The 22,413-nt window shown below is 57.9% G+C and carries 27 protein-coding genes and 1 other RNA gene; 14 read left to right on the forward strand and 14 right to left on the reverse strand.

What is annotated here, in order from left to right; translation table 11 throughout:
- The first annotated feature begins 82 nt into the window (after positions 1-82).
- Positions 83-1,369 carry a guanine deaminase gene (guaD, locus tag GS636_RS05990; RefSeq protein ID WP_171668790.1) on the forward strand — a complete coding sequence of 429 codons (1,287 nt, stop codon included), beginning with the start codon at positions 83-85 and terminating at the stop codon, positions 1,367-1,369.
- Here the strand turns inward: guaD and GS636_RS05995 are convergent.
- The 3 genes from GS636_RS05995 to GS636_RS06005 all read right to left on the reverse strand — a co-directional run bounded on the left by GS636_RS05995 (position 1,366) and on the right by GS636_RS06005 (position 4,018).
- A complete protein-coding gene (locus tag GS636_RS05995; RefSeq protein ID WP_171668791.1) occupies positions 1,366-2,700 on the reverse strand; it encodes an 8-oxoguanine deaminase in 1,335 nt (444 codons plus the stop codon). The genes guaD and GS636_RS05995 overlap by 4 nt on opposite strands.
- A 114-nt stretch (positions 2,701-2,814) precedes the next feature.
- A complete protein-coding gene (gene hisN / locus GS636_RS06000) occupies positions 2,815-3,606 on the reverse strand; it encodes a histidinol-phosphatase (RefSeq protein ID WP_171668792.1) in 792 nt (263 codons plus the stop codon).
- A gap of 40 nt (positions 3,607-3,646) precedes the next feature.
- Positions 3,647-4,018 carry a helix-turn-helix domain-containing protein gene (locus GS636_RS06005; protein ID WP_171092502.1) on the reverse strand — a complete coding sequence of 124 codons (372 nt, stop codon included), beginning with the start codon at positions 4,016-4,018 and terminating at the stop codon, positions 3,647-3,649.
- Between the two features lie 330 nt (positions 4,019-4,348).
- Here GS636_RS06005 and GS636_RS06010 point away from each other — a divergent pair, with 330 nt between their 5' ends.
- Entirely contained in the window at positions 4,349-5,305 is a 957-nt protein-coding gene (locus tag GS636_RS06010; RefSeq protein WP_171668959.1) for an NADPH:quinone oxidoreductase family protein, read from the forward strand.
- Positions 5,306-5,311: 6 nt separating this feature from the next.
- On the opposite strand, the gene GS636_RS06015 is transcribed toward GS636_RS06010, so the two are convergent.
- The gene (locus tag GS636_RS06015) at positions 5,312-6,193 is read right to left on the reverse strand and encodes a LysR family transcriptional regulator (protein WP_171668793.1); all 882 of its coding nucleotides are present in this window, start codon (positions 6,191-6,193) and stop codon (positions 5,312-5,314) included.
- Positions 6,194-6,320: 127 nt separating this feature from the next.
- On the opposite strand from GS636_RS06015, the gene GS636_RS06020 reads away from it, so the two are divergent.
- Positions 6,321-6,530: a DUF1127 domain-containing protein gene (locus tag GS636_RS06020; RefSeq protein ID WP_171092506.1), complete on the forward strand. Its 210-nt coding sequence runs from the start codon at positions 6,321-6,323 to the stop codon at positions 6,528-6,530.
- Positions 6,531-6,713: 183 nt separating this feature from the next.
- Complete coding sequence (locus GS636_RS06025) at positions 6,714-7,451, forward strand: Bax inhibitor-1/YccA family protein (RefSeq protein ID WP_171092507.1); 738 nt, start codon at positions 6,714-6,716, stop codon at positions 7,449-7,451.
- Positions 7,452-7,581: 130 nt separating this feature from the next.
- Here the strand turns inward: GS636_RS06025 and GS636_RS06030 are convergent, their stop codons facing one another.
- The 3 genes from GS636_RS06030 to GS636_RS06040 all read right to left on the reverse strand — a co-directional run bounded on the left by GS636_RS06030 (position 7,582) and on the right by GS636_RS06040 (position 9,311).
- On the reverse strand, positions 7,582-8,088 hold the full coding sequence (locus GS636_RS06030; protein ID WP_171668794.1) for a hypothetical protein: 507 nt from the start codon (positions 8,086-8,088) through the stop codon (positions 7,582-7,584).
- Between the two features lie 220 nt (positions 8,089-8,308).
- A complete protein-coding gene (gene rpmG, locus GS636_RS06035) occupies positions 8,309-8,476 on the reverse strand; it encodes a 50S ribosomal protein L33 (protein ID WP_037309480.1) in 168 nt (55 codons plus the stop codon).
- Between the two features lie 127 nt (positions 8,477-8,603).
- On the reverse strand, positions 8,604-9,311 hold the full coding sequence (locus tag GS636_RS06040) for a DUF533 domain-containing protein (protein WP_171185120.1): 708 nt from the start codon (positions 9,309-9,311) through the stop codon (positions 8,604-8,606).
- Positions 9,312-9,577: 266 nt separating this feature from the next.
- Between GS636_RS06040 and GS636_RS06045 the strand changes: the two genes are divergently transcribed.
- The 3 genes from GS636_RS06045 (at position 9,578) to GS636_RS06055 (ending at position 11,469) form a co-directional block, all read left to right on the forward strand.
- Entirely contained in the window at positions 9,578-10,213 is a 636-nt protein-coding gene (locus GS636_RS06045; RefSeq protein WP_171092514.1) for a DUF1326 domain-containing protein, read from the forward strand.
- Between the two features lie 13 nt (positions 10,214-10,226).
- The gene (locus tag GS636_RS06050; protein ID WP_171668795.1) at positions 10,227-11,069 is read left to right on the forward strand and encodes a DUF2182 domain-containing protein; all 843 of its coding nucleotides are present in this window, start codon (positions 10,227-10,229) and stop codon (positions 11,067-11,069) included.
- 67 nt (positions 11,070-11,136) lie between these two features.
- Positions 11,137-11,469, forward strand: coding sequence for a GYD domain-containing protein (locus GS636_RS06055; protein ID WP_171092518.1), 333 nt, complete (start codon positions 11,137-11,139; stop codon positions 11,467-11,469).
- Between the two features lie 6 nt (positions 11,470-11,475).
- Here the strand turns inward: GS636_RS06055 and rnpB are convergent.
- The 5 genes from rnpB to gatC form a co-directional block, all read right to left on the reverse strand.
- Positions 11,476-11,867: RNase P RNA component class A (rnpB, locus tag GS636_RS06060), an RNA gene on the reverse strand.
- A 122-nt stretch (positions 11,868-11,989) separates the two neighbouring features.
- The gene (locus tag GS636_RS06065) at positions 11,990-12,706 is read right to left on the reverse strand and encodes an N-acetylmuramoyl-L-alanine amidase (RefSeq protein ID WP_171668796.1); all 717 of its coding nucleotides are present in this window, start codon (positions 12,704-12,706) and stop codon (positions 11,990-11,992) included.
- Positions 12,657-13,361 (reverse strand): hypothetical protein, encoded by a 705-nt coding sequence (locus GS636_RS06070; RefSeq protein WP_171668797.1) that lies wholly within the window; start codon positions 13,359-13,361, stop codon positions 12,657-12,659. The genes GS636_RS06065 and GS636_RS06070 overlap by 50 nt, the downstream gene beginning before the upstream one ends.
- A 38-nt stretch (positions 13,362-13,399) precedes the next feature.
- Positions 13,400-14,887 (reverse strand): Asp-tRNA(Asn)/Glu-tRNA(Gln) amidotransferase subunit GatA, encoded by a 1,488-nt coding sequence (gene gatA, locus GS636_RS06075; protein WP_171668798.1) that lies wholly within the window; start codon positions 14,885-14,887, stop codon positions 13,400-13,402.
- A gap of 3 nt (positions 14,888-14,890) precedes the next feature.
- Entirely contained in the window at positions 14,891-15,178 is a 288-nt protein-coding gene (gatC, locus tag GS636_RS06080) for an Asp-tRNA(Asn)/Glu-tRNA(Gln) amidotransferase subunit GatC (RefSeq protein ID WP_171092525.1), read from the reverse strand.
- Positions 15,179-15,406: 228 nt separating this feature from the next.
- Between gatC and GS636_RS06085 the strand changes: the two genes are divergently transcribed.
- Entirely contained in the window at positions 15,407-15,565 is a 159-nt protein-coding gene (locus GS636_RS06085; protein WP_171092527.1) for a hypothetical protein, read from the forward strand.
- 155 nt (positions 15,566-15,720) lie between these two features.
- Positions 15,721-16,284 (forward strand): DUF4202 domain-containing protein, encoded by a 564-nt coding sequence (locus tag GS636_RS06090; RefSeq protein WP_171668799.1) that lies wholly within the window; start codon positions 15,721-15,723, stop codon positions 16,282-16,284.
- A gap of 73 nt (positions 16,285-16,357) precedes the next feature.
- Here the strand turns inward: GS636_RS06090 and GS636_RS06095 are convergent, their stop codons facing one another.
- On the reverse strand, positions 16,358-17,029 hold the full coding sequence (locus tag GS636_RS06095; protein WP_171668800.1) for a ceramidase domain-containing protein: 672 nt from the start codon (positions 17,027-17,029) through the stop codon (positions 16,358-16,360).
- A gap of 60 nt (positions 17,030-17,089) precedes the next feature.
- Here GS636_RS06095 and GS636_RS06100 point away from each other — a divergent pair, with 60 nt between their 5' ends.
- Positions 17,090-17,782, forward strand: a complete 693-nt coding sequence (locus GS636_RS06100) for a metal-dependent hydrolase (protein ID WP_171668801.1) — start codon at positions 17,090-17,092, stop codon at positions 17,780-17,782.
- 8 nt (positions 17,783-17,790) lie between these two features.
- Here the strand turns inward: GS636_RS06100 and GS636_RS06105 are convergent, their stop codons facing one another.
- Complete coding sequence (locus GS636_RS06105; protein WP_171668802.1) at positions 17,791-18,255, reverse strand: nucleoside deaminase; 465 nt, start codon at positions 18,253-18,255, stop codon at positions 17,791-17,793.
- On the opposite strand from GS636_RS06105, the gene GS636_RS06110 reads away from it, so the two are divergent.
- From GS636_RS06110 to GS636_RS06125, 4 genes are all read left to right on the forward strand, one after another.
- On the forward strand, positions 18,254-19,132 hold the full coding sequence (locus GS636_RS06110; protein WP_171668803.1) for a pseudouridine synthase: 879 nt from the start codon (positions 18,254-18,256) through the stop codon (positions 19,130-19,132). The genes GS636_RS06105 and GS636_RS06110 overlap by 2 nt on opposite strands.
- Positions 19,133-19,307: 175 nt before the next feature.
- Positions 19,308-20,222: a 5-bromo-4-chloroindolyl phosphate hydrolysis family protein gene (locus tag GS636_RS06115; protein WP_171185140.1), complete on the forward strand. Its 915-nt coding sequence runs from the start codon at positions 19,308-19,310 to the stop codon at positions 20,220-20,222.
- Positions 20,223-20,252: 30 nt separating this feature from the next.
- Complete coding sequence (locus GS636_RS06120; RefSeq protein ID WP_171092540.1) at positions 20,253-21,443, forward strand: toxic anion resistance protein; 1,191 nt, start codon at positions 20,253-20,255, stop codon at positions 21,441-21,443.
- A complete protein-coding gene (locus GS636_RS06125) occupies positions 21,409-22,413 on the forward strand; it encodes a DUF2927 domain-containing protein (RefSeq protein ID WP_371808703.1) in 1,005 nt (334 codons plus the stop codon). Before GS636_RS06120 ends, GS636_RS06125 begins: the two co-directional genes overlap by 35 nt.

The following is a 22,413-nucleotide window of genomic DNA, read 5'->3' on the forward strand; positions in this document are numbered from 1 at the left end:
ACAATGACAATGCGCCGATTTACCCACTTCTTTCGTCCGCCTATGCTGATGCGTGGTTCCAAACAGGTGGAGAACAGGGCAAATGGCGCAAAAGACGCTTTTGAAAGGGCGCGTTCTGAGCTTTATCGGCTCACCCTTTGACGGAGAGCCGACCGACGCCACGCGGTTGGACGAAGCGGTCGTGATAGAAGACGGGCGCATCGCAGATGTTGGCGCCGTCGATGCTTTGGCGCTGGCTCATCCTGATGCGGTCACCAGGGATCACGGCAATCATCTGATCATGGCCGGTTTTGTTGACCCGCATGTGCATTACCCGCAGACGGGAATGATTGCCAGTTGGGGAAAGCGGCTGATTGACTGGCTGAACACCTACACCTTCCCGGAAGAAATGAAGTTTGGCGATCCCGTCTATGCAAGTGAAATCGCCAATCGCTATCTGGATCTGACCACCGCACATGGCACCACTACGATGTGCAGCTTTTGCACAATCCATCCCGAAAGCGTGGATGCATTCTTTACCGCAGCGCAGCAGCGTGGGCAGCGGGTGGTGGCGGGCAAGACATGCATGGATCGCAATGCGCCAGAAGGTCTTCGCGATACGGCTCAGACCGCCTATGACCAATCTGCCGCGCTTCTGGAAAAGTGGCACCGCATTGACCGGCTGTCCTATGCCATCACCCCGCGCTTTTCGCCGACCTCAACCCCCGAACAGCTTGAGGCGATGGGCGCGCTTTGGGCAGAGCATCCGCATTGCCTGATGCAAACCCATCTGAGCGAGCAAACGGATGAAATCGAATGGGTTCAGTCTCTGTTCCCCGACGCGCGGGACTATCTGGACACTTACGAGAAGTTTGGCCTGCTGGGTCAAAACGGCCTGTACGGGCACGTCATCCATCTGGAGGACCGAGAGCGCGATCGGCTGCGCGAAGTTGATGCCTCACTGATCCACTGCCCCACTTCGAACACCTTCATCGGGTCGGGTTTGTTTGACATGAGCGGTCTGATCCATGATGGCCACCGCATCGGTCTGGCCACGGACACAGGCGGCGGGTCCAGTTTCTCGATGCTGCGCACAATGGCGGCGGCCTATGAGATCGGCCAACTGCGTGGCCGCCCGCTGCATCCGGCGCAATTGCTGTGGCTGGGCACAGTCGGGTCCGCGCGTAGCCTGCGCATGGATGACTGCATCGGCAATGTCGCACCGGGGATGGAGGCGGATCTGGTTGTGCTGGACCTCGCCTCGACCCCAGCCATCGCCCAGCGCGAGGCCCATGCAAACGATGTGTGGGAGGCAGTCTTCCCGACCATCATGATGGGTGATGATCGGGCCGTGGCCGAGGTTTGGATCGGCGGGCAACAGGTTGCTTAAGCCTGCAACGCCCGCGCAAGCGCATTCTGACGCTCGATCACACGGGGCAGATCAATCGTAGTGATATGCCCATCCCGTACGACCTGACGGCCTTCTACAAACAGATGCTTAACGGTCATCGGTCCCGCGAGAAGCAACGCGGCAGGATCCCAACTGCCTGCGCTTTCGATGCAGCCTGTGTCCCACACCGCGATATCCGCGCGTTTGCCGGGCATAAGTCGGCCGCAATCAGTGCGGCCCAGCACATCGGCCCCACCACGCGTCGCGATCTCTAACGCTTCGCGGGCCGACATGGCATCTGCACCATTGGCGACGCGCTGCAGCAGCATCGCCTGTCGGGCTTCCAGCATCAGGTTGCCATTGTCGTTGCTGGCCGGCCCATCCGCGCCAAGGCCAACCTTGACGCCTGCATCCCGCATTGCACGCACCGGCGCGATGCCAGATCCAAGGCGGCAATTGGAACAGGGGCAGTGGGCCACACCTGTTTTGGTGCGTGAAAACAGATCAATTTCGGCCCCATCCAGTTTGACGCAATGGGCGTGCCAGACATCGGGGCCGGTCCAGCCTAAATCTTCGGCATACTGACCGGGGCGGCACCCGAACTGCGCCTGAGAATAAGCGATATCTTCGTCATTCTCAGCCAGGTGCGTATGAAGCATCACACCTTTGTCTCGCGCCAGCAAAGCTGCATCGCGCATCAGCTCACGGCTGACAGAGAACGGCGAACACGGTGCAAGGCCAACGCGGCACATCGACCCTTCTGACGGGTCATGAAACGCGTCAACAACACGGATCATATCGTCCAGAATGGCGGTTTCGTCTTCCACCAGAATGTCCGGCGGCAGTCCACCGTCGCTCTCGCCGATGCTCATGGCGCCACGCGTTGGGTGGAACCGCATCCCCAGCTCGGACGCAGCAGAAATCGTGTCTTCGAGCCGCGCGCCGTTGGGGTAGAGATAAAGATGATCGGAGCTGAGCGTACAGCCCGAAAGCGCCAGTTCAGCCAAGCCAATCTGGGCAGAGGTGAACATCTCATCCGGTCCGAACCTTGCCCAGATCGGGTAAAGCGTTTGCAGCCACCCAAACAGCAACGCATCCTGACCACCCGGAACGGCACGGGTCAGGGTTTGGTAAAGGTGGTGATGAGTGTTCACCAGACCGGGTGTCACCAGACAGCCCGAGGCATCGTGAACTTCGCCCTGCGTGTGCAAATCCTTCCCGACCTGGACGATCTGCCCATCGCGGATCAGAATGTCAGCCCCAGACAATTCCCGCCGGGTGTCATCCATCGTCAGGATAAGGTCAGCGTTCTTGAGTAGGATTTCGGTCATATCGCTCTCCTGCATCTGCCCGTTTCATGCAAGGAGTGCGTTGGCCGGCGGAAAACGGGCTCAAGAACCGGCTATATCCGGTTTAACCGCCATTCGTGTGCGCGGCAACAGTGTTCAGAAATGGCGCAGTATCTCAAGGGCGGCGGCATGAATGTCCGCGTTTGCAGCTGCCAAGGCACGACCACCATCATGCGCTGGGCCACCTTGCCAATCTGTCACGATCCCGCCTGCCGCTTGAATGACCGCTATGGGCGCTTGAATGTCGTAAGAGTTCAAACCTGCTTCGATCACCAGATCCGCCTGCCCCGCCGCAAGCAGCGCATAAGCATAGCAATCCATTCCATACCGCGTCAGTTGCACCTGCTCGGATACGCTCTGAAACCCTTTCCGGTCTTCCAAGGTCCCAACTTCGGGAAACGTAGTAAACAGAGTTGCCTGATCCAGTGTATTGGTATCGCGGGTTTTTATACTGCGGGTGCCCAACGGACCAGAAAAATGAGCGCCGGATGGCGATCCCACAAAGCGCTCTCCTATATAGGGCTGATCAATGACCCCCATGAACGGCCCATCCTGATCGCTCAGCGCAATAAGAACGCCCCAGGTTGGTGTGCCACTGATAAATCCGCGTGTGCCGTCAATAGGGTCCAGAACCCAGGTCCGGCCGCTGCTGCCTATAAGCTCACCAAACTCTTCGCCCAGAATGCCGTCTTCGGGGCGGCGCAGAGCTAAAACCTCTCGCATCGCCTTTTCGGCTGCACGGTCAGCCACTGTGACCGGATCAAACCCATCGGTCAGCTTATTTGCTGTTTCCAGATTGGTTTGACGAAAAAAAGGAAGAATGGCCGCGCGCGCTGCGTCAGCCATTTCTTCGGCGATTTCGATGTCGTTCAAAGCTGTCGGTTGCATGGCCCACAGGTGCGAGCAACGCCCAACAAAGTCAAGTCACTCAGGCGACGTCGCTGAGAACCCGCGCCAGTTCGAACAGACGGCGGCGCTGGTTTTCCGGAATCGCATAGTAAGAACGCACCAGATCCAGCGCTTCCTTGTCGCCCATAAGATCGGCAGGAACGGATTTCTTTTCCGCGTCGCTTTTTTGGGCTTCTTCCAGTCCTTCGAAGAAAAAGCTGACCGGCACTTCCAATGCCTCGGCGATGTCCCAAAGGCGGGATGCGCTGATTCGGTTGGCTCCGGTCTCATATTTTTGGATCTGCTGAAACTTGATACCAACTTGTTGCGCCAACTGCTGTTGGGTCATGCCAATCAGCCAGCGGCGATGCCGAACGCGCTTGCCCACATGGACATCGACGTGATGAGTCATTGGTATTCTCCTATACTACACAAACATCTGCGTGGGAGGTCGCGACGTCCGCTATCGCATGTCTAGAGGGTTCCCCTTAATTACCCCCTAATACGGACTGTACCGCCCCCTACACAGCACTAAGCGTTTATAATGCCGGTTTTTGAATTTTTTTCAAGACGGTTGAGTCACACCCCCTTTAGAAGGGTTGTGGTTGTATAATGAATTACCCAACGCTCTCGATCGCAATGTTGACAAAGGACCTTTTGCTTTCCGGTGCCCGCCGCCATGCTAAATTAATTGACTTTCGCCAACTCACGCGCGCCTATGACCCAAAATGCGAGGGAAATGATGCGGGCCTATTGCGTTCAATCTGAAGGAGCAGCGGCGCAGTTGTGCGACCTTGATGTCCCGGTTCCGGGCCCGGGTCAGGTGCGTGTGGCGATCAAGGCTTGTGGCCTGAACTTTGCCGATCTTCTGATGCAAAAGGGCACGTATCAGGACACGCCCCCTGCCCCTTTTACGCTGGGTATGGAAATAGCGGGTGTCGTGGATGAGGTCGGGCCGGACGTGTCAAGTTTGATGCCGGGGGACCGGATCGCAGTCTATTCTGGGAAGGACGGGCTTGCAGAATTCGGCGTTTTTGACGCGGATCGAGCGATCCCGTTGCCAGATGCCATGCGTTTCGAAGATGCCGCAGCGATACAGATCGCCTATGGCACCAGTCACATGGCGCTGGATTACAGGGCCAGATTGCAACCGGGCGAGACGCTGTTGGTCACCGGTGCGGCGGGCGGCGTTGGCTTGACGGCTGTCGAGATTGGCAAACTCATGGGAGCCAGGGTGATCGCGCAGGCGCGTGGTGCGGAAAAGCTTGCCGTTGCCCAGGCCGCAGGGGCTGAACACCTGATCGACACATCAGAAGACCTGAGAGAGCGCGTCAAAGCGTTGGGCGGTGCTGACGTGGTTTATGACGCCATCGGCGGCGACGTGTTCAAAGCCGCCTTTCGCGCCACCAACCCCGAGGGCCGCTTGCTTCCGATTGGTTTTGCCGGGGGCGAGGTTCCACAGATTCCGGCAAACCACTTATTGGTTAAGAACCTGACCGTTATCGGTTTCTATATCGGCGGATACCTGAAGTTTCGCCCCGAAGCTGTGCGCAACAGCTTCGAGACCCTTTTCCAGTGGCATACAGAAGGGCGGATCAAACCACATATCAGCCACACTCTGCCGCTTGATGATGTCGCCCAGGGAATGCAACTGCTGAAACAGCGGAAGTCGACGGGCAAAATCGTGATCACGCCCTGATCGCATTTACCCCACCACCGCACGCAGCGGTGTGCCACCCAGCATCCGAAAGTTCTGACGCACCAACTGCGCCAACGCCTCGACGACCGCGCCACGGCCCGATTCGCCGCCATAGAGGTTGATCTTGTGGGCCGGCAAGTCAGGCAATGCGCCACCAGACTCGATTTGTTCAAGGTGCGAGGCTTCGGTTCCGTCCAACATCGCGTGCACCGCAAGATCGGCACTGACCGTGGCTTCGATGGTCCGGTCATTTTCAGTTTCAACCGACAGCTCCCACGGGATTCCAGCGGCATCCAGTGCCGAGATCACCTGCGGTCGGAACAGACATCGACGCCCAAGCGCCAGTGGCAGCGGCTGTTTGCGCCACGCAGACCCGCCCGGCGCACCAATCCAGCGCAAAGGAAGCTCTGCTATGGTTTCTGAGCCCTCTGCCGTGGATGGCTCGGTTGTCAGGATCAAGTCGCATTCACCACGCTTGTACATGTCTTTCAGCTGGAGCGAATACGACGACACCAATTGCACACGCACACGCGGAAAATCCACGTTGAACCGCTGCAAAACCCGCGGGATCGCCGGATAGACGATGTCATGGGGCACACCCAGAACCACTTCGCCCTCGAATGCCTGATCCGTCAGACGGCTGATGACTTCATCATTCAGGGAAATCATCCGGCGGGCATAAGCCAGCAACTGCTCGCCTGACGCCGTCAAAGCGATAGTGCGACCGCTGCGATCCAGCAATTCCAAACCCAGAAACTCTTCCAACCGCTTTAACTGCATGGACACTGCGGATTGCGTGAGGTGCAAAAAACCAGCGGCGCGTGTGACACCGCCCTGATCCGCAACTGCCACGAAGGATCGCAGGGTCGTAATGTCCAGATTTCGCATCTTCACGATTCCTTATGTTTGTCATCAAAAATATTCGTTTTTAAAATATGTCATATACCTCCATATCAATCAAGGAAATTGATGCCGGATGCAGAAAGCATCGAAAAACCTGGAAAGGACAAAGATCATGACCCAAATTGCACTTCATACGACTTGCAGCCCAGCCAAACTGTCCCTGATGTCGCGGTTTTTTCGGGCATTGGAACTGAACCGGCAGCGTCGTGAACTGGCACAACTGGATGATGCCGCGCTTGAGGACATCGGAGTGACCCGTGCTGAAGCCTCTGCCGAGGCGCGTCGGCTCTTCTGGGATGCGCCTGATTTCTGGAAAAGATAAGTTCAAAACTCACTTTTTAACGGCGATGGGTGGCTTTGCATCACCTGTCGCCGAATTTGTTGCGTGTTTTAGTCGGTTTTCGCCCGGAATCTCTTGAAACACAGCCTCTAGTTGCCGATATTTACGGGGAAACCGCCCCGCACTGCCGGGGCGACTAAACTTTTCGATAAGGGAGACCCTTTGATGGCACAATTCGACACGATCCGGACGGCATCCGGCGCGCGCGCCGCCGAGATTGATGAGGGCCTGCGCGCCCATATGAACAAAGTCTACGGCACAATGTCCGTGGGCATGTTGATCACGTTCGCCGTGGCCTGGGCCGTTGGTTCAAACCCTCAATTGCTTTCGGTATTCCGTGATCCGGTCACGCTGAGCCCGAATATCCTGGGTTGGATCATCATGTTTGCTCCGCTGGCCATGGTGTTTGGCTTTGGTGCTGCAATCAACCGGTTGTCGGCAGCGGGTGCCCAACTGTTCTTCTACGTTTTCGCGGCGGTTATGGGCCTGTCGCTCAGCTGGATATTTGTTGCCTTCACCGGCATTTCGATTGCTCAGGTCTTCCTGGTAACTTCAATCGCCTTCGCCGGGCTGTCGCTTTACGGCTATGTCACCAAGAAAGACCTCTCGGGCATGGGGACCTTCCTGATGATGGGCGTGATTGGTCTGGTTGTTGCAATGGTCATCAACCTTTTCCTGCAATCGCCTGCCGTTATGTTTGCCGTATCCATCCTGGGCGTTCTGATCTTTGCGGGTTTGACCGCTTATGACACTCAGAAAATCAAGACCACCTACCTTCAGATGGCCCACGCAGGCGATCAGGAGTGGTTGGGCAAAGCCGCAATCATGGGCGCTTTGAACCTGTATCTGGACTTCATCAACATGTTCATGTTCCTGCTGCAACTGCTGGGTAGCCGCGAATAACAGCTTATTCTCTAGTCGAAAGGGCCGGTCATTGACCGGCCCTTTTCTTATTAGCCCGTCATTTTTTCCAATCCCCAGAATCAAAAAAGCCCCACCAATCAGGTGAGGCCCTATTCCCGGTTTTAACCGATCAGCTACAATTCAACGGAACGGCAAAACCGGAACTCCGCTCGGATGTACCTTTGCGGAATACTCCGCCCGCTGGCAGGCATCCGGTGAATCGCTCGGTTTCTTCCGCAAAGCCGATCCCAATCGAATTTTCGACTGTCACGCTGTTGGTTCCAGTGCGTAATACGCCGAACAACGTTCCGTTGACGCTGACAGTGCTGAGGAACAGGTCAGTGTCGCTGCCTTCGAGCTGAACAGCTGTATTCGGCGACTGTCCGCCACTGTTGATTGCCGCCGATGCCACTTTGGACGGATCGGTCTCATCGACCAGCAAAGTCACGGTCGGAATCTTTGCCAGTTCTGCAGGAACGTTTGTGGCCTCTGGAAGAAAGGCAACAGCGCCCGGTACATCAGAGATAGTGCGCGGCTCCCCATCAATTCCGGTGAATCCGACACCTTCGCGGTTAAACGGATCTTCACAGGCCGCGAGGGTCAGGACGGCGAATGTGGACAACAAGATTTTTTTCATGGCGCTCAACATTTTGTGGCGGTTTGCTGAAGCGTACTGGCAGGGTGCTGTAAAAAGCAAGCCGAGGTCGATGCGATTGCCCTAACCGCTGATGCGCCGCTGCAACGGAGGCGCATCAGATTGCCCCAGACTTTTCATCACTGGGCCGCGGAACTGAACAGAAAAAAGGGCCCTGCCAATCAGAGCCCCTTTTAAAATAATGTCCACGTGGAACGGCAGATTACTTAATCTTGCCTTCCTTGTACTCAACATGCTTACGAACGACCGGATCGTATTTACGAATGGTCATTTTCTCGGTCATGGTACGCGCGTTTTTCTTGGTCACGTAGAAGTGGCCCGTGCCCGCGGTCGAGTTCAGGCGGATCTTGATTGTCGTCGGCTTCGCCATGGTTATCTCCTGCGTCCGAAAAGGCAGGGGCCTTTCGGTTGAATTCCTATGAGCGTGCGCTTTTACGCGCTGCACCAACTATGTCAAGGCCAATCGGCCTATCCTGCAGTGGGAATCCTTCCCGAGATCAATCCGTCAGGGTCGGGGCCCCCATATACGTGTGAATCTGGTCTCTTTCCGCGTCTGAGAGGCCCAGCGCAGTGGACAATTGCCGCAGGTAAGACGCTTCGCGCGCGTTATCCAGACGAATGGCGGCAAGAGATGTGGCGTAGATTTGTGCTCTCAGCGGCGCGCCAGAATCAGCCGCCAATCCCATGACATCAATCGGCGCATTCAACTGCTCTTGTACAAACGCCCGTTCCTCGTCGCTGATGTCGTCACCCAATTCACCCAGGATGATTTCTTTTTCGTGATCATCCAACTCGCCATCCGCCTTGGCCGCCTGAATCATGGCGCGCAGCATCAGTTTGGCTTGTGCTTCCATCGCTGCGCCAGCCGGGGTGCCACTGAACACAGTTTCCATCATGTCACCAGTCTGTTGGTTGGCCGTTTTCGCGGCCCCTTGCATTGCGTTCAACAAGCCTCCTAAACCCGCAGCTCCGGCAGCGCTGCCGCCGAGCCCCATCTTGCCCATCATGTCCTGAAGTCCTGCTGCACCTCCGGGCAAGCCAAATTGCTCGGCCATTTTGCCCAGCTGGTCCATACCAAATCCACCACCCGAGCCCTGCATCATATCCTGCAGACCCGCCATTCCACCCATTTTCTGATACTTGTCCATGCCCTTTGCCGCAGCAAACCCGATGGCCACAGACGCCAGCGTTTTCATAAAACTCATAATCAACCTCCCGGGTTAAAATCCGTGCCTCAAACCTAACAGCCGAACGTAAAATCGAATACCGCATTCAACTCACGCGCGATTGGACCTCGTAGTAAAGCCTGTATTTCACATCTTAACCGGAGTCATGTTTGTACATATCACGGGTCTGTGATACGTTCGAGCATCCAAGAAGCCAAATCCAGGCTCGATTTCCGAGGCAGCATGTGCGGGATCGCCCCGCGTTGAGCAGAGTTGTTTTACACGACTTTTCTTGGGGGGTTATCATGACAGAATGGGTTATTCAGGCCGAAGAATTGGCCAATTGCAATTGCAACTTTGGCTGCCCTTGCCAGTTCAGCGTTTTGCCGTCTCATGGCAATTGCGAGGCGGTCGTCGTCTTCGACATTCAAAGCGGCCACTATGGCGACACTGATCTGGGGGGTCTTCGGGCGGCAGGTGTTTACCATTGGCCGGGACCTATTCATGAAGGCAACGGTCAGATGCAACTGATCATCGATGAAAGCGCCTCGGCCGATCAGCGGGCCGCCTTGCAGGCAATCATGACCGGAGAAGACACCGACGAAATGGCCACATTCTGGTACGTCTTCAGCGCGATGGCCCCGACCAAGCACGAAACACTGTTCGTTCCGATCGAGTTGGACTGGAGCCGCGAAGATCGCAGCGGGTATGCAAAGGTCACGGGTGTTTTCGACGTTGAAGTCAGCCCAATTCCCCATATCGTCTCAGGCGCGCCACATCGGGCGGCGATCCAACTGCCAAACGGGTTCGAATACCGTCAGGCCGAGGCCGCGTCGGGTTCGGCAAAAACCACCGGCAGCAAGATAAGCCTGACCTTTGATGCCACGCACGCCCATCTGGCGCATCTGAACATCTCGGGTCACGGCGTATTGGGCGCTTAAACTTGGGTGCCTCATGACAAGGCAACACTCCTCGCACCACGCCGGAGCCGTTGAACGGTTGTTGCGACAGGACACTGCGATCGTTTTGGGCAGTGTTCTGCTGATCGTTCTTGCTGCCGCGTGGTACACGGTGGCCGGGGTTGGCATGAATATGTCCGCAGTTGAAATGACGCGGATGGCGGGCCCGATTGGCGAGCCCATGACCATGGGTTCTGCCACAGCCTGGAGCATCGGTTACGCCCTGCTGATCTTTCTTATGTGGTGGGTCATGATGATTGCCATGATGACCCCAAGCGCTGCGCCGGCTGTGCTTTTGTTCACCGCGCTCAAGCGCGTAGGGCCAGACAAAGCGCGTGCCGCGACATTCAGCTTGTGCTTTCTGTCGGGCTATCTGGTGGCGTGGGCGGCCTTCAGTCTTGCCGCAACCGTCTTGCAATGGGGGTTAGAGCATATCGGACTGTCTGACGGTCCGATGATGACAATAAGTTCCGGCGCCTTTGCAGGAATCGTTTTGCTGGCTGCGGGCGCCTATCAATTTTCGGAGCTTAAGACCGCGTGCCTGCGTCATTGCCAAAGCCCCGCCCGATTTCTGGCGGACCACAACCACCCCGGTCTTTTGGGGGCGTTCAGAACCGGCGGCCTGCATGGCACCTATTGCTTGGGGTGCTGCTGGGCTTTGATGCTGCTGCTGTTCGTCGGCGGCATCATGAACCTGTACTGGATCGTCGGGATCGCCGCCTATGTGGCGCTTGAAAAACTGCTCCCCACCGCCCGCTGGCTGGTTCCGGCCTCGGGTGTGGCACTGATCGGTGCAGGAGTTTGGTTAATCGCGGCCTCGTTTCTTACCGGCGGCTGACACCAATCGGCCCAAGGGGCCAGCCGATGCAATGGCCCCAATTGATTGTCAAAACTCGGAGGTTTCAATGCCCATTTTCATTACTTATGCATCTTACTCGCAAGCTGGCGTCAAAGGCATGTTGCAGAAGCCCGAGAACCGCACAGGCCCGGTCAAAACCTTGCTCGAGAAAGTCGGCGGCAGGTTGCTGTCTTTTTACATGACCACGGGTGGCAACGATGTTGTTGTGATCAGCGAAGCCCCCGACGGGACCGACGCCGTCGCAGTGGGCATGGCCGTTGCCGCATCGGGTGCCGTGACGAATATCGAGACGGTCCGCGCCTGGACCGCGGATGAATTCGTCGCGGTCACCGAAAAAGCCGCCCGGCTGACCGGGGCTTACACGCCGCCCGGAGGGTAATTGAATACGCGCGGAGGGCCTGTAAGCCGGATCTTGTTCCGGGGTTGCCCCCTTCGATGACCATTCCTCTAGGCCGTGCATTGCTGCGCGGCTCAAGCTGCCAACCCGGTCCCTCTCGGCCAAGACGCGCTTAGCGGTGGTATCGGCAGACGCCGACCATCCCGCGCGGGGACCCTATTTGGCATTGCTCCCGGTGGGGCTTGCCGTGCCGCCCCTGTTGCCAGCGGCGCGGTGGGCTCTTACCCCACCGTTTCACCCTTACCACATGTGTGGCGGTCTGATTTCTGTGGCGCTTTCCGTCGGGTTGCCCCGCCCGGGCGTTACCCGGCACCGTTGTCTTGTGGAGTCCGGACTTTCCTCTCGGGCCTTGCGACCCCAGCGGCCATCCGGCCCTCCGCGCGGGGGATGGGTAGGCTTTGCGCCCTGCGGCGTCAAGAGTGGAAAGCGGGAAAGGGGCCAGCCCCTTCTTGGCCTGCGGCCAATTCAACCCCGAGGTATTTTTAGCCAGATGAAGAGCGGATCAGGTTGTTGTGTTGGGCTGCGTTAGCGCATTCAAATCCGCAGTTTCAAGAGGGCCTTTTGCCCAAGGGCGAAACCGCAACCGAACGGCAGCCAGCAGTTGAGTATCTTCCACCGGCGCAGTGAAACCTGCCCGTCGCGCGGCGGCGCGGAATTCGCCCGGGCTTGGTGAGGCTGACGCGATGTCTGAACCGCGCGGTCGTGCCAAAGCTTGCCGCTCTAGCCTTTGCCAGTCGAAATGTGGACCGGGGTCTGATTTGCGATCCGGAGCCATGTCGGAATGGCCGATCACACCCGACGCCAGGATTGACCAGGTGTTCATGATCCGAGGTAGCAAAGTTTCGAGCGTCGTCATTTGTGGTTCGGAAAAAGGATGCAATCCTGTGTTGTCCAATTCGATCCCGATCGACCGCGAATTTATGTCGTTCTTGCCATCCCACTCACCTGCCCCGGCGTGCCATGCGCGGTCTTCTTCGCGCACCATTTGCCAAAGCGTTCCGTCATTGCCTATCAGGTAATGGGCTGAAACCTCGGCCTTCGGGTCACAGAGACGCTCCAGAGCTGCCTGGGCGCTGCCCATGGCCGTGTAGTGGATCACGATCAAGGACGGCGTTAGCCCGTCTCGGCGTTCGCCGAAATTAGGCGACGGATGCCAAATGGGTGAGAGTTCAATTGTTGACAGCACTGCGGAACGGGCTTGGATCCCAGCCGCAAGCATAGCCGTCTCCGTCCGGATCCAGCCCCTTGCGATCGCGCTGTGGCCCGCCATTGGACAGGAACTCGATCTGTGCCTGATCAGGGGATGGGAATTGCGCGCAGTTTCGCTGTGCCTTGGCTTGCAGGTTAAAACCTGCGCGGCTGTAGAGTTGTGTGCCGACCGGGTTCGAGGTGCTAAGGGCGTATTGCACAATGTTGGGCTGACCGCTTGCGTTGCGCTCTGGCACGGCGGTTGGGGCCACAACTTCGTAAGTTTGGCGGTTCTGCTCGATCCGCGCGGCGTCGGATTCGATGCTGCGGCGTTCGGACACCGCAGCAAAGTCCTGCTCGTCAGATATTGCGCTGTTGTTTGACGCCGGTGCCGCAGGCACAACGCCAGAGCCCTGCCCCGACGTGCTGGCCAAGGCTGCAGCGGCCTGATTGGCAATATCAGCGTTTTCACCGGTTGCGACAGTGGACGAACCGGGCGCGCCCAGCGGCTGCTGGGACACATCGACAGGAGCCAGCAGCGGGTTGCCTACTGCGCCCTGCCCGGCCAACTGCGCCTCGCGCTGTGCCTGATATTCGGGCGTATTGAACCCGGTGCTGGTCAGCGGCGCGACATCGGTACAGGCCGCAACCAGCGTCAGGGCGGGGACCAAAAGCAAAACGCGCATCACTTGGCTCCGTATCTCGTGCTTCAGTTGCCTGAGGCTTACCACCATTTCCCGGGCTTGGCCACAAAACCAGCCGCGTTCTCCAGCGCATAGGCGGTGTTGAGCAGATCGCCCTCCTCCCACGGACGTCCGATCAGCTGCAGACCTAGCGGAAGCCCTTGTTTGTCGAGCCCTGCGGGCACCGAAATACCGGGCAAACCAGCCAGGTTAACGGTCACTGTGAAGACGTCGTTCAAATACATTTGAACGGGATCCGCCTCGGTCATTTCGCCCAGACCAAAGGCCGCCGAGGGGGTTGCCGGGGTCAGGATCGCGTCAACGCCTGCAGCGAACACGTCCTCGAAGTCTTTCTTGATCAGGGTACGGACGCGGCGCGCGCGGTTGTAGTAAGCATCGTAGAAACCTGCCGACAACACATAGGTACCGACCATCACGCGGCGCTGCACCTCGTGACCGAAACCTTCGGCGCGGGTCTTTTCGTACATCTCGGTGATGCCGTCGCCCTGTGCCAGCTGCGCGCGGTGACCGAAGCGAACACCGTCATAACGGGCCAGGTTCGAGGACGCCTCGGCCGGGGCAATCACATAATATGCTGGCAGCGCGTATTTGGTGTGCGGCAGCGAGATATCGACGATCTCGGCCCCAGCAGCTTTCAGCATCTCAGCCCCTTCGGCCCAAAGCTTTTCAATCTCGGATGGCATACCGTCCATGCGGTATTCCTTGGGGATACCGATTTTCTTGCCCTTGATGTCGCCGGTCAGCATCGCCTCGAAATTCGGTACGGCCAACTCGGCGCTGGTGGAATCCTTGGCATCATGTCCGCACATGGCTTCGAGCATGATGGCGGCGTCGCGCACGTCTTTGGTCATCGGCCCAGCCTGATCCAGCGAGGATGCAAACGCAACGATGCCCCAGCGCGAGCAACGGCCATAGGTGGGTTTGATGCCTGTGATGCCCACAAACGCAGCAGGCTGGCGGATCGAACCGCCCGTGTCGGTGCCGGTCGCGGCGAGGCACAGATCGGCTGCCACGGCAGAGGCTGACCCACCCGACGAACCACCGGGTGTCAGTTGTGCATCATCATTGCCGCGTCGCCACGGGCTGACCGCATTGCCGTAGACAGAGGTTTCGTTGGACGAGCCCATGGCGAATTCGTCCATGTTCAGCTTGCCCAGCATCACCGCACCCGCATCGGCCAATTGCTGCGAGACAGTAGATTCGTATTCAGGCTTGAAGCCTTCAAGAATGCCCGATGCGGCTTGCGACGGTACGCCTTTGGTGCAGAACAGATCCTTGATACCAATCGGCAGACCGCACATCGACGGCGCGTCGCCATCCTTGATCCGCTCGTCCGCTGCTTTGGCACGCTCCAGCGCGATTTCGGGCGTCTTGTGGACAAAGGCGTTCAGCGCGTCGGCCTCATCAATGGCCTTCAGGCAGGATTCGGTCAGCTCAACCGAGGTCACGTCACCTTTGCGCAGCGCGTCGCGGGCCTCGGCCAGGCCCAGTTTGTTCAGATCGCTCATGTCTTACTCCACCACTTTGGGGACTGCGAAGAACCCTTCGCGCGCGTCGGGGGCGTTTGCCAACACCTTGTCCTGCTGGTTGCCGTCGGTCACTTCGTCCTGACGACGCTTAAGGCGCATTGGCGTGACCGAAACCATCGGCTCAACCCCTTCGACATCCACTTCGTTCAGTTGCTCGATGAAACCCAGGATGGTGTTGAATTCGGATGCCAGCGCCGGCAGCGCGTCATCCTCGACCTTGATCCGGGCCAGTTTGGCCACTTTGGCGGCGGTGCTTTGGTCAATCGACATCGGCTTCCCTCATATACGTTATGGCGCGTTTACCCGTCTGTTGCGGCAGTCGCAAGACCACTGCGCCACGGGCGAGCCCGAGTTTCGAGCTCCGTGCCTTTGCCTGCCATTCAAATCTGAATGAGGGGTATACGAAAAAGTAAACTGATTAGTTCATTATCGACCTTGAAAACTGAACTGTACTGTTCATTTTATAAACAGCGACCCAACGCAAACCGGAGAAACAAAATGAAATCCCTGATCACAGCCGCAGTCTTGTCCGCCACGTTTTTGGCCGCGCCGGCCATGGCTTTGGGTATCGACACAAGCAACCTGACACGCACTTTGACCTTCCCGTCCCCTGTCGCGGAACCGGTCACGCAGGATCAGGTTAAACCTGCAAAATAAAGCGCAGGTCCCGGCCGGGTCGGACATCCCCTCTCTGACCCGGCCTTTTTTGCATTTTCCAGGATGCGCATCCCACTGCAAGCCGTTAGCATGAGCGACAATATCCAAGACGGTTGCGAAACTTTCGTGGCGTAGGCAAGCCAGTGGAGCAAAATATGAGCGCGCAAAAGCAAGCGGTTCTGGACGCAATCGATGCAGCCAATGCACATGACCCCAACCTCGACGAGGGCCGACCCGAAGCGCTGCTTTACGGCGAACGCATGTCCGCCGAGTTGGACCGTTTGTTCCCGAACGCTTCTGACGCCCTTCAGATTGCAGCCCGTGGTCAGCATGTAGAGCGCTGGAAACTGGCCCGTAGTGAATATCCCCAAGGCCGGGCGGGTTATCTGGCCTGGCGCAAGGCGCAGGCCGTACATCACGCCGAAGTGGTCATGGGCTTGATGACCCGTGAAGGTTATGAATCAGACCAGGTCGAGGCCGCAGGGCGGATGTTGCGCAAACAGGGCATCAAGCGCGACGAAGAGGTACAGGCACTGGAAGATGTGATCTGCTTTGTGTTCCTGAAATGGTATTTCCAGCCCTTTGCCGCGAAACACTCGGCTGAGAAAATCCAAAGCATCGTTGAAAAGACGGCCCGCAAGATGTCACCCGAGGGCCGCGCGCGGGTTTTGAATGAATTCGACTTGCCGGAAAAACAGGCCGCAGCTTTTCAGGATTGAGTCGGAACTGACGCAGTCTGGAACGCTCTTTTCTTACTTAGAGGACGATCGATAGGGACCGTCCCGTCGCCTTTCAGGCTTCAAGACCTGTTGCAAAGCGGCCCCGTATAAGGGCCGCGCGATACACTTCGATCATCCAACCCAGCATGATGGCATTCAGGATGTGCCACATGAAATGCGTGCCCGATGGCCACTGCCCGCAAACCGGCAAGTCCAGCGCACGGAAGGTGATTGAAAGGATCAGAATCAACGCTCCAACACACATTCCTTTGGCCAAGACCGGGTCTCGGCCCCGCAGCAGGGTCGCATAGATCAGGATGAGCAGAGGAATCGGCGCATAGCCTGCCGATCCCCCCAACCCGGGAATAAGCTGAAACAGCGGAACGGTTGCTGCCGCGTAGGGAAAGAAAAGCAACGTCCCTCCGAACGCCAACCCCGACGACATCCGCCAGACGTTTTTGTTCACAGCAAAAATGTAAACCACGATGAACAGAAGGATCGGAGCCACATCTGCCAGGGCCGCCCAGACCTGAGCATGCGTGTGAAACAGATAGCTGCCGATTCCGATCATCGCCAAAAGCGCAACAAGGACCATGGCGAGCGGCATGTCCTGATTGCGAACCCGCCTCCACATGATCCAAGCAGAAATCAGAAAAGCTGCGTTTGTTATCGCGTTTATTGGCTCTGCCCAATAGTCCGGAGACAGCCGTTCACAATAGCCATCAATTTCTCGAATCCAATCCATGGAAATTTACATAGCCGATGCTAGGCTGCTGCCAAGACACCATTTTGGAGGAAATTTGGAATGAACATTATTTGGCTGGGGCATGGTAGTTTCCGCATCGAAACCCAGGGACAGGTTCTATTGATTGACCCCTGGCTAACCGGCAATCCCGTTCTAGCGGAAGATCAGCACGACGCGGCGTTGGATGGGGCCACCCATATCCTTTTGACGCATACCCATTTTGACCATGTGGCTGATGTACTGCCTCTGGCCAAACACCTGAAAATCCCCGTCGTCGGTCAGTACGATCTGATGGGATACTGGAACGAAGCCGAAAGCATCGAGACCATCGGCTTCAACAAAGGCGGCACCGTCGATCTGAACGGGGTAAAGGTCACTATGGTTCCGGCGTCTCACAGCTCGACTTTTTCAACTCCAGACGGGCTGCGTACCGGCGGCAGTGAAGTTGGCTTTATGATCGCGGCTGAGGGGCACATGCTTTATGTCTCGGGCGATACGGACATCATGGCCGATATGGATTGGATGGGGGATTACTACAAACCCGACATCGGCATATTGTCAGCTGGCGGGCATTTCACGATGGACATGAAGGCCACAGCCTACGCGGCCAAGCGCTACTTCAACTTCAAAACGGTTGTTCCGTGCCATTACAAGACCTTCCCGATCCTGGAACAATCGGCGCAGACGCTGATCGACGGGCTGCCGGAGGTTAACGTGATAGAGCCCGAGGTGATGCAGCCCATCAAACTGTAGGCGGGGTTTCAGCCCGGCACGTCTTTGCGGCGAGATGCAAAGAAATCTTTCAAAAGCTCTGCCGCATCGTCACCGGCGATCCCATCGTAAATCTCGGGTACGTGATGCGCCTGCGGGTGTGAAAACACGCGCGCGCCGTGTGCCACACCCCCTGACTTGGGATCGGCCGCGCCGTAGTAAATCCGCCTTATGCGCGCGGCTGCCAAGGCCGCAGCGCACATCGCACAGGGTTCCAGCGTGACGTAGAGATCATGGTCCGGCAAACGCTCGGACCCCGCCTTTGCGCATGCCGCACGCAGGGCAAGAATTTCGGCATGCGCGGTTGGGTCTTTCAATTCGCGCGTCCGGTTTCCTGCCGCTGCAACAACGGAACCGTCCGGCCCGACGATAACGGCCCCTACTGGCACCTCGCCGCGATCCGCTGCCGCGCGTGCCTCGGCCAGAGCCTGATCCATATGAGATTTGAACGTCATGCCCCTGACTGCATCAGAAACCTGCCTTTCGCAAGCGCGCGGGATGCGGTATGGGCCTGACATGAACAAGACCCCTCCTCCCGGCGACCGGATCGCCAAAGTCCTGGCCCGTGCTGGCATCGCATCGCGGCGTGAGGCTGAGCGCATGATCGAAGCAGGCCGTGTGGCCGTGAATGGCAAGATCATCGAAAGCCCTGCCCTGAACGTCACGGCCAAAGACAAGATCGTTGTCGATGGCAAACCGGTCTCGGAACCCGAGCCCTCGCGCCTGTGGTTGTATCACAAGCCTGCGGGATTGGTGACAACCACGCGCGACGAAAAAGGCCGCGAAACGATTTTCGACAAGCTGCCCGAAGATATGCCGCGGGTGATGAGCGTCGGGCGACTGGACCTGAACTCCGAAGGATTGCTGCTGCTGACCAATGATGGCGGCATCAAACGCAAGCTCGAACTGCCCTCGACCGGTTGGCTGCGCAAGTACCGTGTGCGGGTGAATGGCCGCCCGAAAGACGAAGATTTCGAACCACTGCGCAAAGGGTTGGTCATAGAAGGTGAGCGGTTTCAGCCTATGACCGTGTCGCTGGATCGTCAGCAAGGCGCCAATGCATGGCTGACCATTGGTCTGCGGGAAGGCAAGAACCGCGAAATCCGCCGCGCGATGGAAGATATCGGCTTCACCGTGAACCGCCTGTTGCGCGTGTCTTACGGCCCGTTCCAATTGGGCAGCCTGAAGCAGGGCGAGGTTGAAGAGGTCCGCCGCCGTGTGATGCGCGATCAACTTGGGCTGGACGGAGACGTCAAACCTGATGCCGCACCAAAACGCACTGCCCGACCGCAAAGAAAACGGGCACCAATCGGCAAGAAACCTCGCAAGTGATGCGGGTTCGGCAACCTTCCCCCTAGCGCTAAGCCCTCGCATCCCCTAAATTTTCAGTGAATGCTGCTGTTTGGGGGGCGTGATGTCCGGAAGCGGAGTGCAAAAACTCGTCTACGCTGTCTTGTTGTTGCTGTTGCTTGGTGTCTGCACCGGCCTGCTTGGGGGGCTGTAGGCCATGGCAAAGCGGTTTGGCGGCAAGTACAGCCCGCAGGGCGATACCTCGGGCGATTCACCTCTGCCAAGGGGGCAATTTGACGGCGCACGGGTTGAACCTGCCGGTGCGCGTGCGAACCTTTTGTTTCTTCCGGCCATTCCTTTGGTGTTTTTGTCGCTGAACGATGGTGCGATCGGCATGACCATCGGGCTTATCGCAGCTGGTATCTTGACAGCTGCCGCGTTCCTGCTGCGCGAAGGTCTGCGGGCCGAAGCTGCGTATAACGCCCGAAAGACCGCCCGACGGCCTGCTTTTCCGCGCAAGATATTTGCAAGCATTCTGACCGGTCTGGGTGCAGGACTGGCCACATACAGGACCGAGTTTCTGGATGCAGAAACTGCTGCACAAGCCAGCTTGTTGGCCCCGGTGCTTTTCGGAGTGGCGGCAACCGTTCTGCACTCGGTCTCATTCGGCATTGATCCGATGAAAGACAAAGGCATGGAAGGGATCGACACCTTTCAACAAGACCGAGTGGCCCGCGTTGTCGATGATGCCGAGAAACATCTGTCTGAGATGACCGACGCCATCAAACGCGCAGGCGACCGCAGGGTCGAAGCCCGCGTCGAGCGGTTTCAGGACACCGCGCGGGATCTGTTCCGCACGGTCGAAGAAGACCCCCGCGATCTGGCCGGTGCCAGAAAGTACCTGACTGTCTATCTGCAGGGCGCACGGGACGCGACCGTCAAGTTTGCTGACGTCTACGCGCGAACCCGCGATGCGCAGGCGCTTGCGGACTATTCTGCGCTGCTTGACGATCTGGAACAGAATTTCGCCGCGCGTACGCGCAAAATGCTATTGGATGACCGCAGTGATCTGACGGTTGAAATTGACGTGCTGCGCGAAAGGTTGCAGCGCGAGGGCGTCCGGTTGGACTGACCGGCCACTATTTGAGCGAGGAACATCCCCATGTCCGATGAGATCAAGAACAAGGCAGTTCAGGCCGAAACTCTGGTGCAGGAAGTCACAGCCGTTGCTTTGCCTGAACCTCAGGCCGAGGTCGTGTCGCTGGAAGACGCCGACGAACCCGTTAGTGCCGAAATCCGCAAGCGGATGGATGAAATCGACATGGGCAATACCAACTCGATCGTGTCTTTCGGATCGTCCGCACAGGCCGAACTGCAGGAAATCAGTCAGGCCATGCTGGCGGATGTGCGCAACAAGGATGTGGGCCCCGCCGGGGACAGCCTACGCAATATCGTCACCACGATCCGCGGCTTCTCGGTCAGTGAACTGGACGTGCGCCGCGAACGCAGCTGGTGGGAAAAACTGCTGGGCAAGGCCGCGCCGTTTGCCAAGTTCACCGCCCAATACGAAGAAGTTCAGGGCCAGATTGACCGCATAACCGACGACCTTCTGAGCCATGAGCATACGCTGCTGAAGGACATCAAATCGCTTGATCTGCTGTATGAAAAGACGCTGGGCTTTTATGACGAACTGGCGCTGTATATCGCAGCAGGCGAGGAAAAGCTGACCGAATTAGACAGCCACGACATTCCCGAGAAAGAAGCCGAAGTTGAGGCCGCGCCCGAGGATCAACAGGTTATGAAGGCCCAGGAACTGCGCGACATGCGTGCCGCGCGCGACGATCTGGAACGCCGGGTTCATGACCTGAAGCTGACCCGCCAAGTCACAATGCAGTCGCTGCCCTCAATCCGGTTGGTGCAGGAAAACGACAAGTCGCTGGTGACCAAGATCAATTCGACGCTGGTGAACACCGTGCCTCTGTGGGAAACCCAGCTGGCGCAGGCCGTCACCATCCAGCGCAGCGCCGAGGCTGCAGCCGCGGTACGTGACGCCAATGATCTGACAAACGAACTGTTGACCTCGAACGCGGCCAACTTACGCGAATCCAACAAGATGATCCGCGAAGAGATGGAGCGCGGTGTGTTCGACATCGAGGCCGTCAAGCAGGCCAATGCTGACCTGATCGGAACTATCAACGAAAGCCTGGCGATTGCGGACGAAGGTAAAGCGAAACGCGCGGCGGCTGAGGTTGAATTGCAAAAGATGGAGACCGAATTGCGTGACACGCTGGCCGCTGCCAAAGCGCGCCGGGACGGGATTGGTGACAATTCCGGTACGTCGGTCCCTGGCTAAAGGCGGGATCCGCGTGCGGCGCTTCAACTCTCTGAAACTTGCGTTAGGGGTGACTTCGGTATTGGCCTTGGCCAATTGCGATGAAACCCTGACATCCACTGTTGCGCCGCAACCCCGGCCCGAACCCGCACCGACAGCGGCGAATGCGTATGTACCGCCCTCTGCCGCCAGTCAGGATTTGGCGCGTTTCTACCAGCGGGTTGAACGCGACCTTCTGGTTCGGGGGCTGTTGCGTACAGATGGCGGCGGACCGGATACGCCCTATGATGCCGACGATCTGGCTCGTAATTTCGAAGCAATCGCGTTTTACAGCGAATATCCGACGCAGAGTGTTTCGATCGGTTCTCGCCAGACAGATGGGCAGCTGAGCCGTTGGTCCGGCCCAGTGCGCATCCAGACCGAGTTTGGCCCTTCGGTTTTGCCCGAAACGCGGACTAAGGACGCGGATCAGGTTCGCGTGTTCGCGGGCCGTCTGGCCGGTTTGACCCAGCACCCGATTTCGGTTGTGTCGCGCAACGCCAACTTCCATGTCTTTTTCGCAGGCAAGGACGACAGCGCCTATGTCGCGTCGCGCCTGAAGCAATTGATCCCGAATATCAGCCAGGCTTCGCTGGATCTTGTTGCCAACCCACGCGCCAATTTCGACTGTCTGGTCTTTGCCTCCGCGACCAGGGCGTCGCCCTACAAATATGTGCGTGCAGTCGCGTTGATCCGGGCCGAACTGACCGATCTGGTGCGTCGCAGTTGTATTCACGAAGAGATTGCGCAGGGACTTGGTCTGTCCAATGACAGCCCCGCAGCACGGCCTTCGATTTTCAACGATGATGATGAGTTTGCGCTGCTGACCAGCCATGACGAGAAACTGTTGACGATGCTGTATGATCAGCGCCTACAACCTGGTGTGGGCGTGGATGATGCGCGCCCCGTCGTACGTATTATTGCCCGCGAGTTAATGGGTCAGCCGCTCTGA

The organism is Ruegeria sp. HKCCD4884 (genome assembly GCF_013110855.1).
In the GTDB taxonomy this organism is placed as follows: Bacteria; Pseudomonadota; Alphaproteobacteria; order Rhodobacterales; family Rhodobacteraceae; genus Ruegeria.

Bases quoted from the DNA above. Each gene is read 5' to 3' on its own strand.
- guaD (WP_171668790.1), top strand. From the start codon at position 83: ATGGCGCAAAAGACGCTTTTGAAAGGGCGCGTTCTGAGCTTTATCGGC.
- GS636_RS05995 (WP_171668791.1), bottom strand. From the start codon at position 2,700: ATGACCGAAATCCTACTCAAGAACGCTGACCTTATCCTGACGATGGAT.
- hisN (WP_171668792.1), bottom strand. From the start codon at position 3,606: ATGCAACCGACAGCTTTGAACGACATCGAAATCGCCGAAGAAATGGCT.
- GS636_RS06005 (WP_171092502.1), bottom strand. From the start codon at position 4,018: ATGACTCATCACGTCGATGTCCATGTGGGCAAGCGCGTTCGGCATCGC.
- GS636_RS06010 (WP_171668959.1), top strand. From the start codon at position 4,349: ATGCGGGCCTATTGCGTTCAATCTGAAGGAGCAGCGGCGCAGTTGTGC.
- GS636_RS06015 (WP_171668793.1), bottom strand. From the start codon at position 6,193: ATGCGAAATCTGGACATTACGACCCTGCGATCCTTCGTGGCAGTTGCG.
- GS636_RS06020 (WP_171092506.1), top strand. From the start codon at position 6,321: ATGACCCAAATTGCACTTCATACGACTTGCAGCCCAGCCAAACTGTCC.
- GS636_RS06025 (WP_171092507.1), top strand. From the start codon at position 6,714: ATGGCACAATTCGACACGATCCGGACGGCATCCGGCGCGCGCGCCGCC.
- GS636_RS06030 (WP_171668794.1), bottom strand. From the start codon at position 8,088: ATGAAAAAAATCTTGTTGTCCACATTCGCCGTCCTGACCCTCGCGGCC.
- rpmG (WP_037309480.1), bottom strand. From the start codon at position 8,476: ATGGCGAAGCCGACGACAATCAAGATCCGCCTGAACTCGACCGCGGGC.
- GS636_RS06040 (WP_171185120.1), bottom strand. From the start codon at position 9,311: ATGAGTTTTATGAAAACGCTGGCGTCTGTGGCCATCGGGTTTGCTGCG.
- GS636_RS06045 (WP_171092514.1), top strand. From the start codon at position 9,578: ATGACAGAATGGGTTATTCAGGCCGAAGAATTGGCCAATTGCAATTGC.
- GS636_RS06050 (WP_171668795.1), top strand. From the start codon at position 10,227: ATGACAAGGCAACACTCCTCGCACCACGCCGGAGCCGTTGAACGGTTG.
- GS636_RS06055 (WP_171092518.1), top strand. From the start codon at position 11,137: ATGCCCATTTTCATTACTTATGCATCTTACTCGCAAGCTGGCGTCAAA.
- GS636_RS06065 (WP_171668796.1), bottom strand. From the start codon at position 12,706: ATGCTTGCGGCTGGGATCCAAGCCCGTTCCGCAGTGCTGTCAACAATT.
- GS636_RS06070 (WP_171668797.1), bottom strand. From the start codon at position 13,361: ATGCGCGTTTTGCTTTTGGTCCCCGCCCTGACGCTGGTTGCGGCCTGT.
- gatA (WP_171668798.1), bottom strand. From the start codon at position 14,887: ATGAGCGATCTGAACAAACTGGGCCTGGCCGAGGCCCGCGACGCGCTG.
- gatC (WP_171092525.1), bottom strand. From the start codon at position 15,178: ATGTCGATTGACCAAAGCACCGCCGCCAAAGTGGCCAAACTGGCCCGG.
- GS636_RS06085 (WP_171092527.1), top strand. From the start codon at position 15,407: ATGAAATCCCTGATCACAGCCGCAGTCTTGTCCGCCACGTTTTTGGCC.
- GS636_RS06090 (WP_171668799.1), top strand. From the start codon at position 15,721: ATGAGCGCGCAAAAGCAAGCGGTTCTGGACGCAATCGATGCAGCCAAT.
- GS636_RS06095 (WP_171668800.1), bottom strand. From the start codon at position 17,029: ATGGATTGGATTCGAGAAATTGATGGCTATTGTGAACGGCTGTCTCCG.
- GS636_RS06100 (WP_171668801.1), top strand. From the start codon at position 17,090: ATGAACATTATTTGGCTGGGGCATGGTAGTTTCCGCATCGAAACCCAG.
- GS636_RS06110 (WP_171668803.1), top strand. From the start codon at position 18,254: ATGCCCCTGACTGCATCAGAAACCTGCCTTTCGCAAGCGCGCGGGATG.
- GS636_RS06105 (WP_171668802.1), bottom strand. From the start codon at position 18,255: ATGACGTTCAAATCTCATATGGATCAGGCTCTGGCCGAGGCACGCGCG.
- GS636_RS06115 (WP_171185140.1), top strand. From the start codon at position 19,308: ATGGCAAAGCGGTTTGGCGGCAAGTACAGCCCGCAGGGCGATACCTCG.
- GS636_RS06120 (WP_171092540.1), top strand. From the start codon at position 20,253: ATGTCCGATGAGATCAAGAACAAGGCAGTTCAGGCCGAAACTCTGGTG.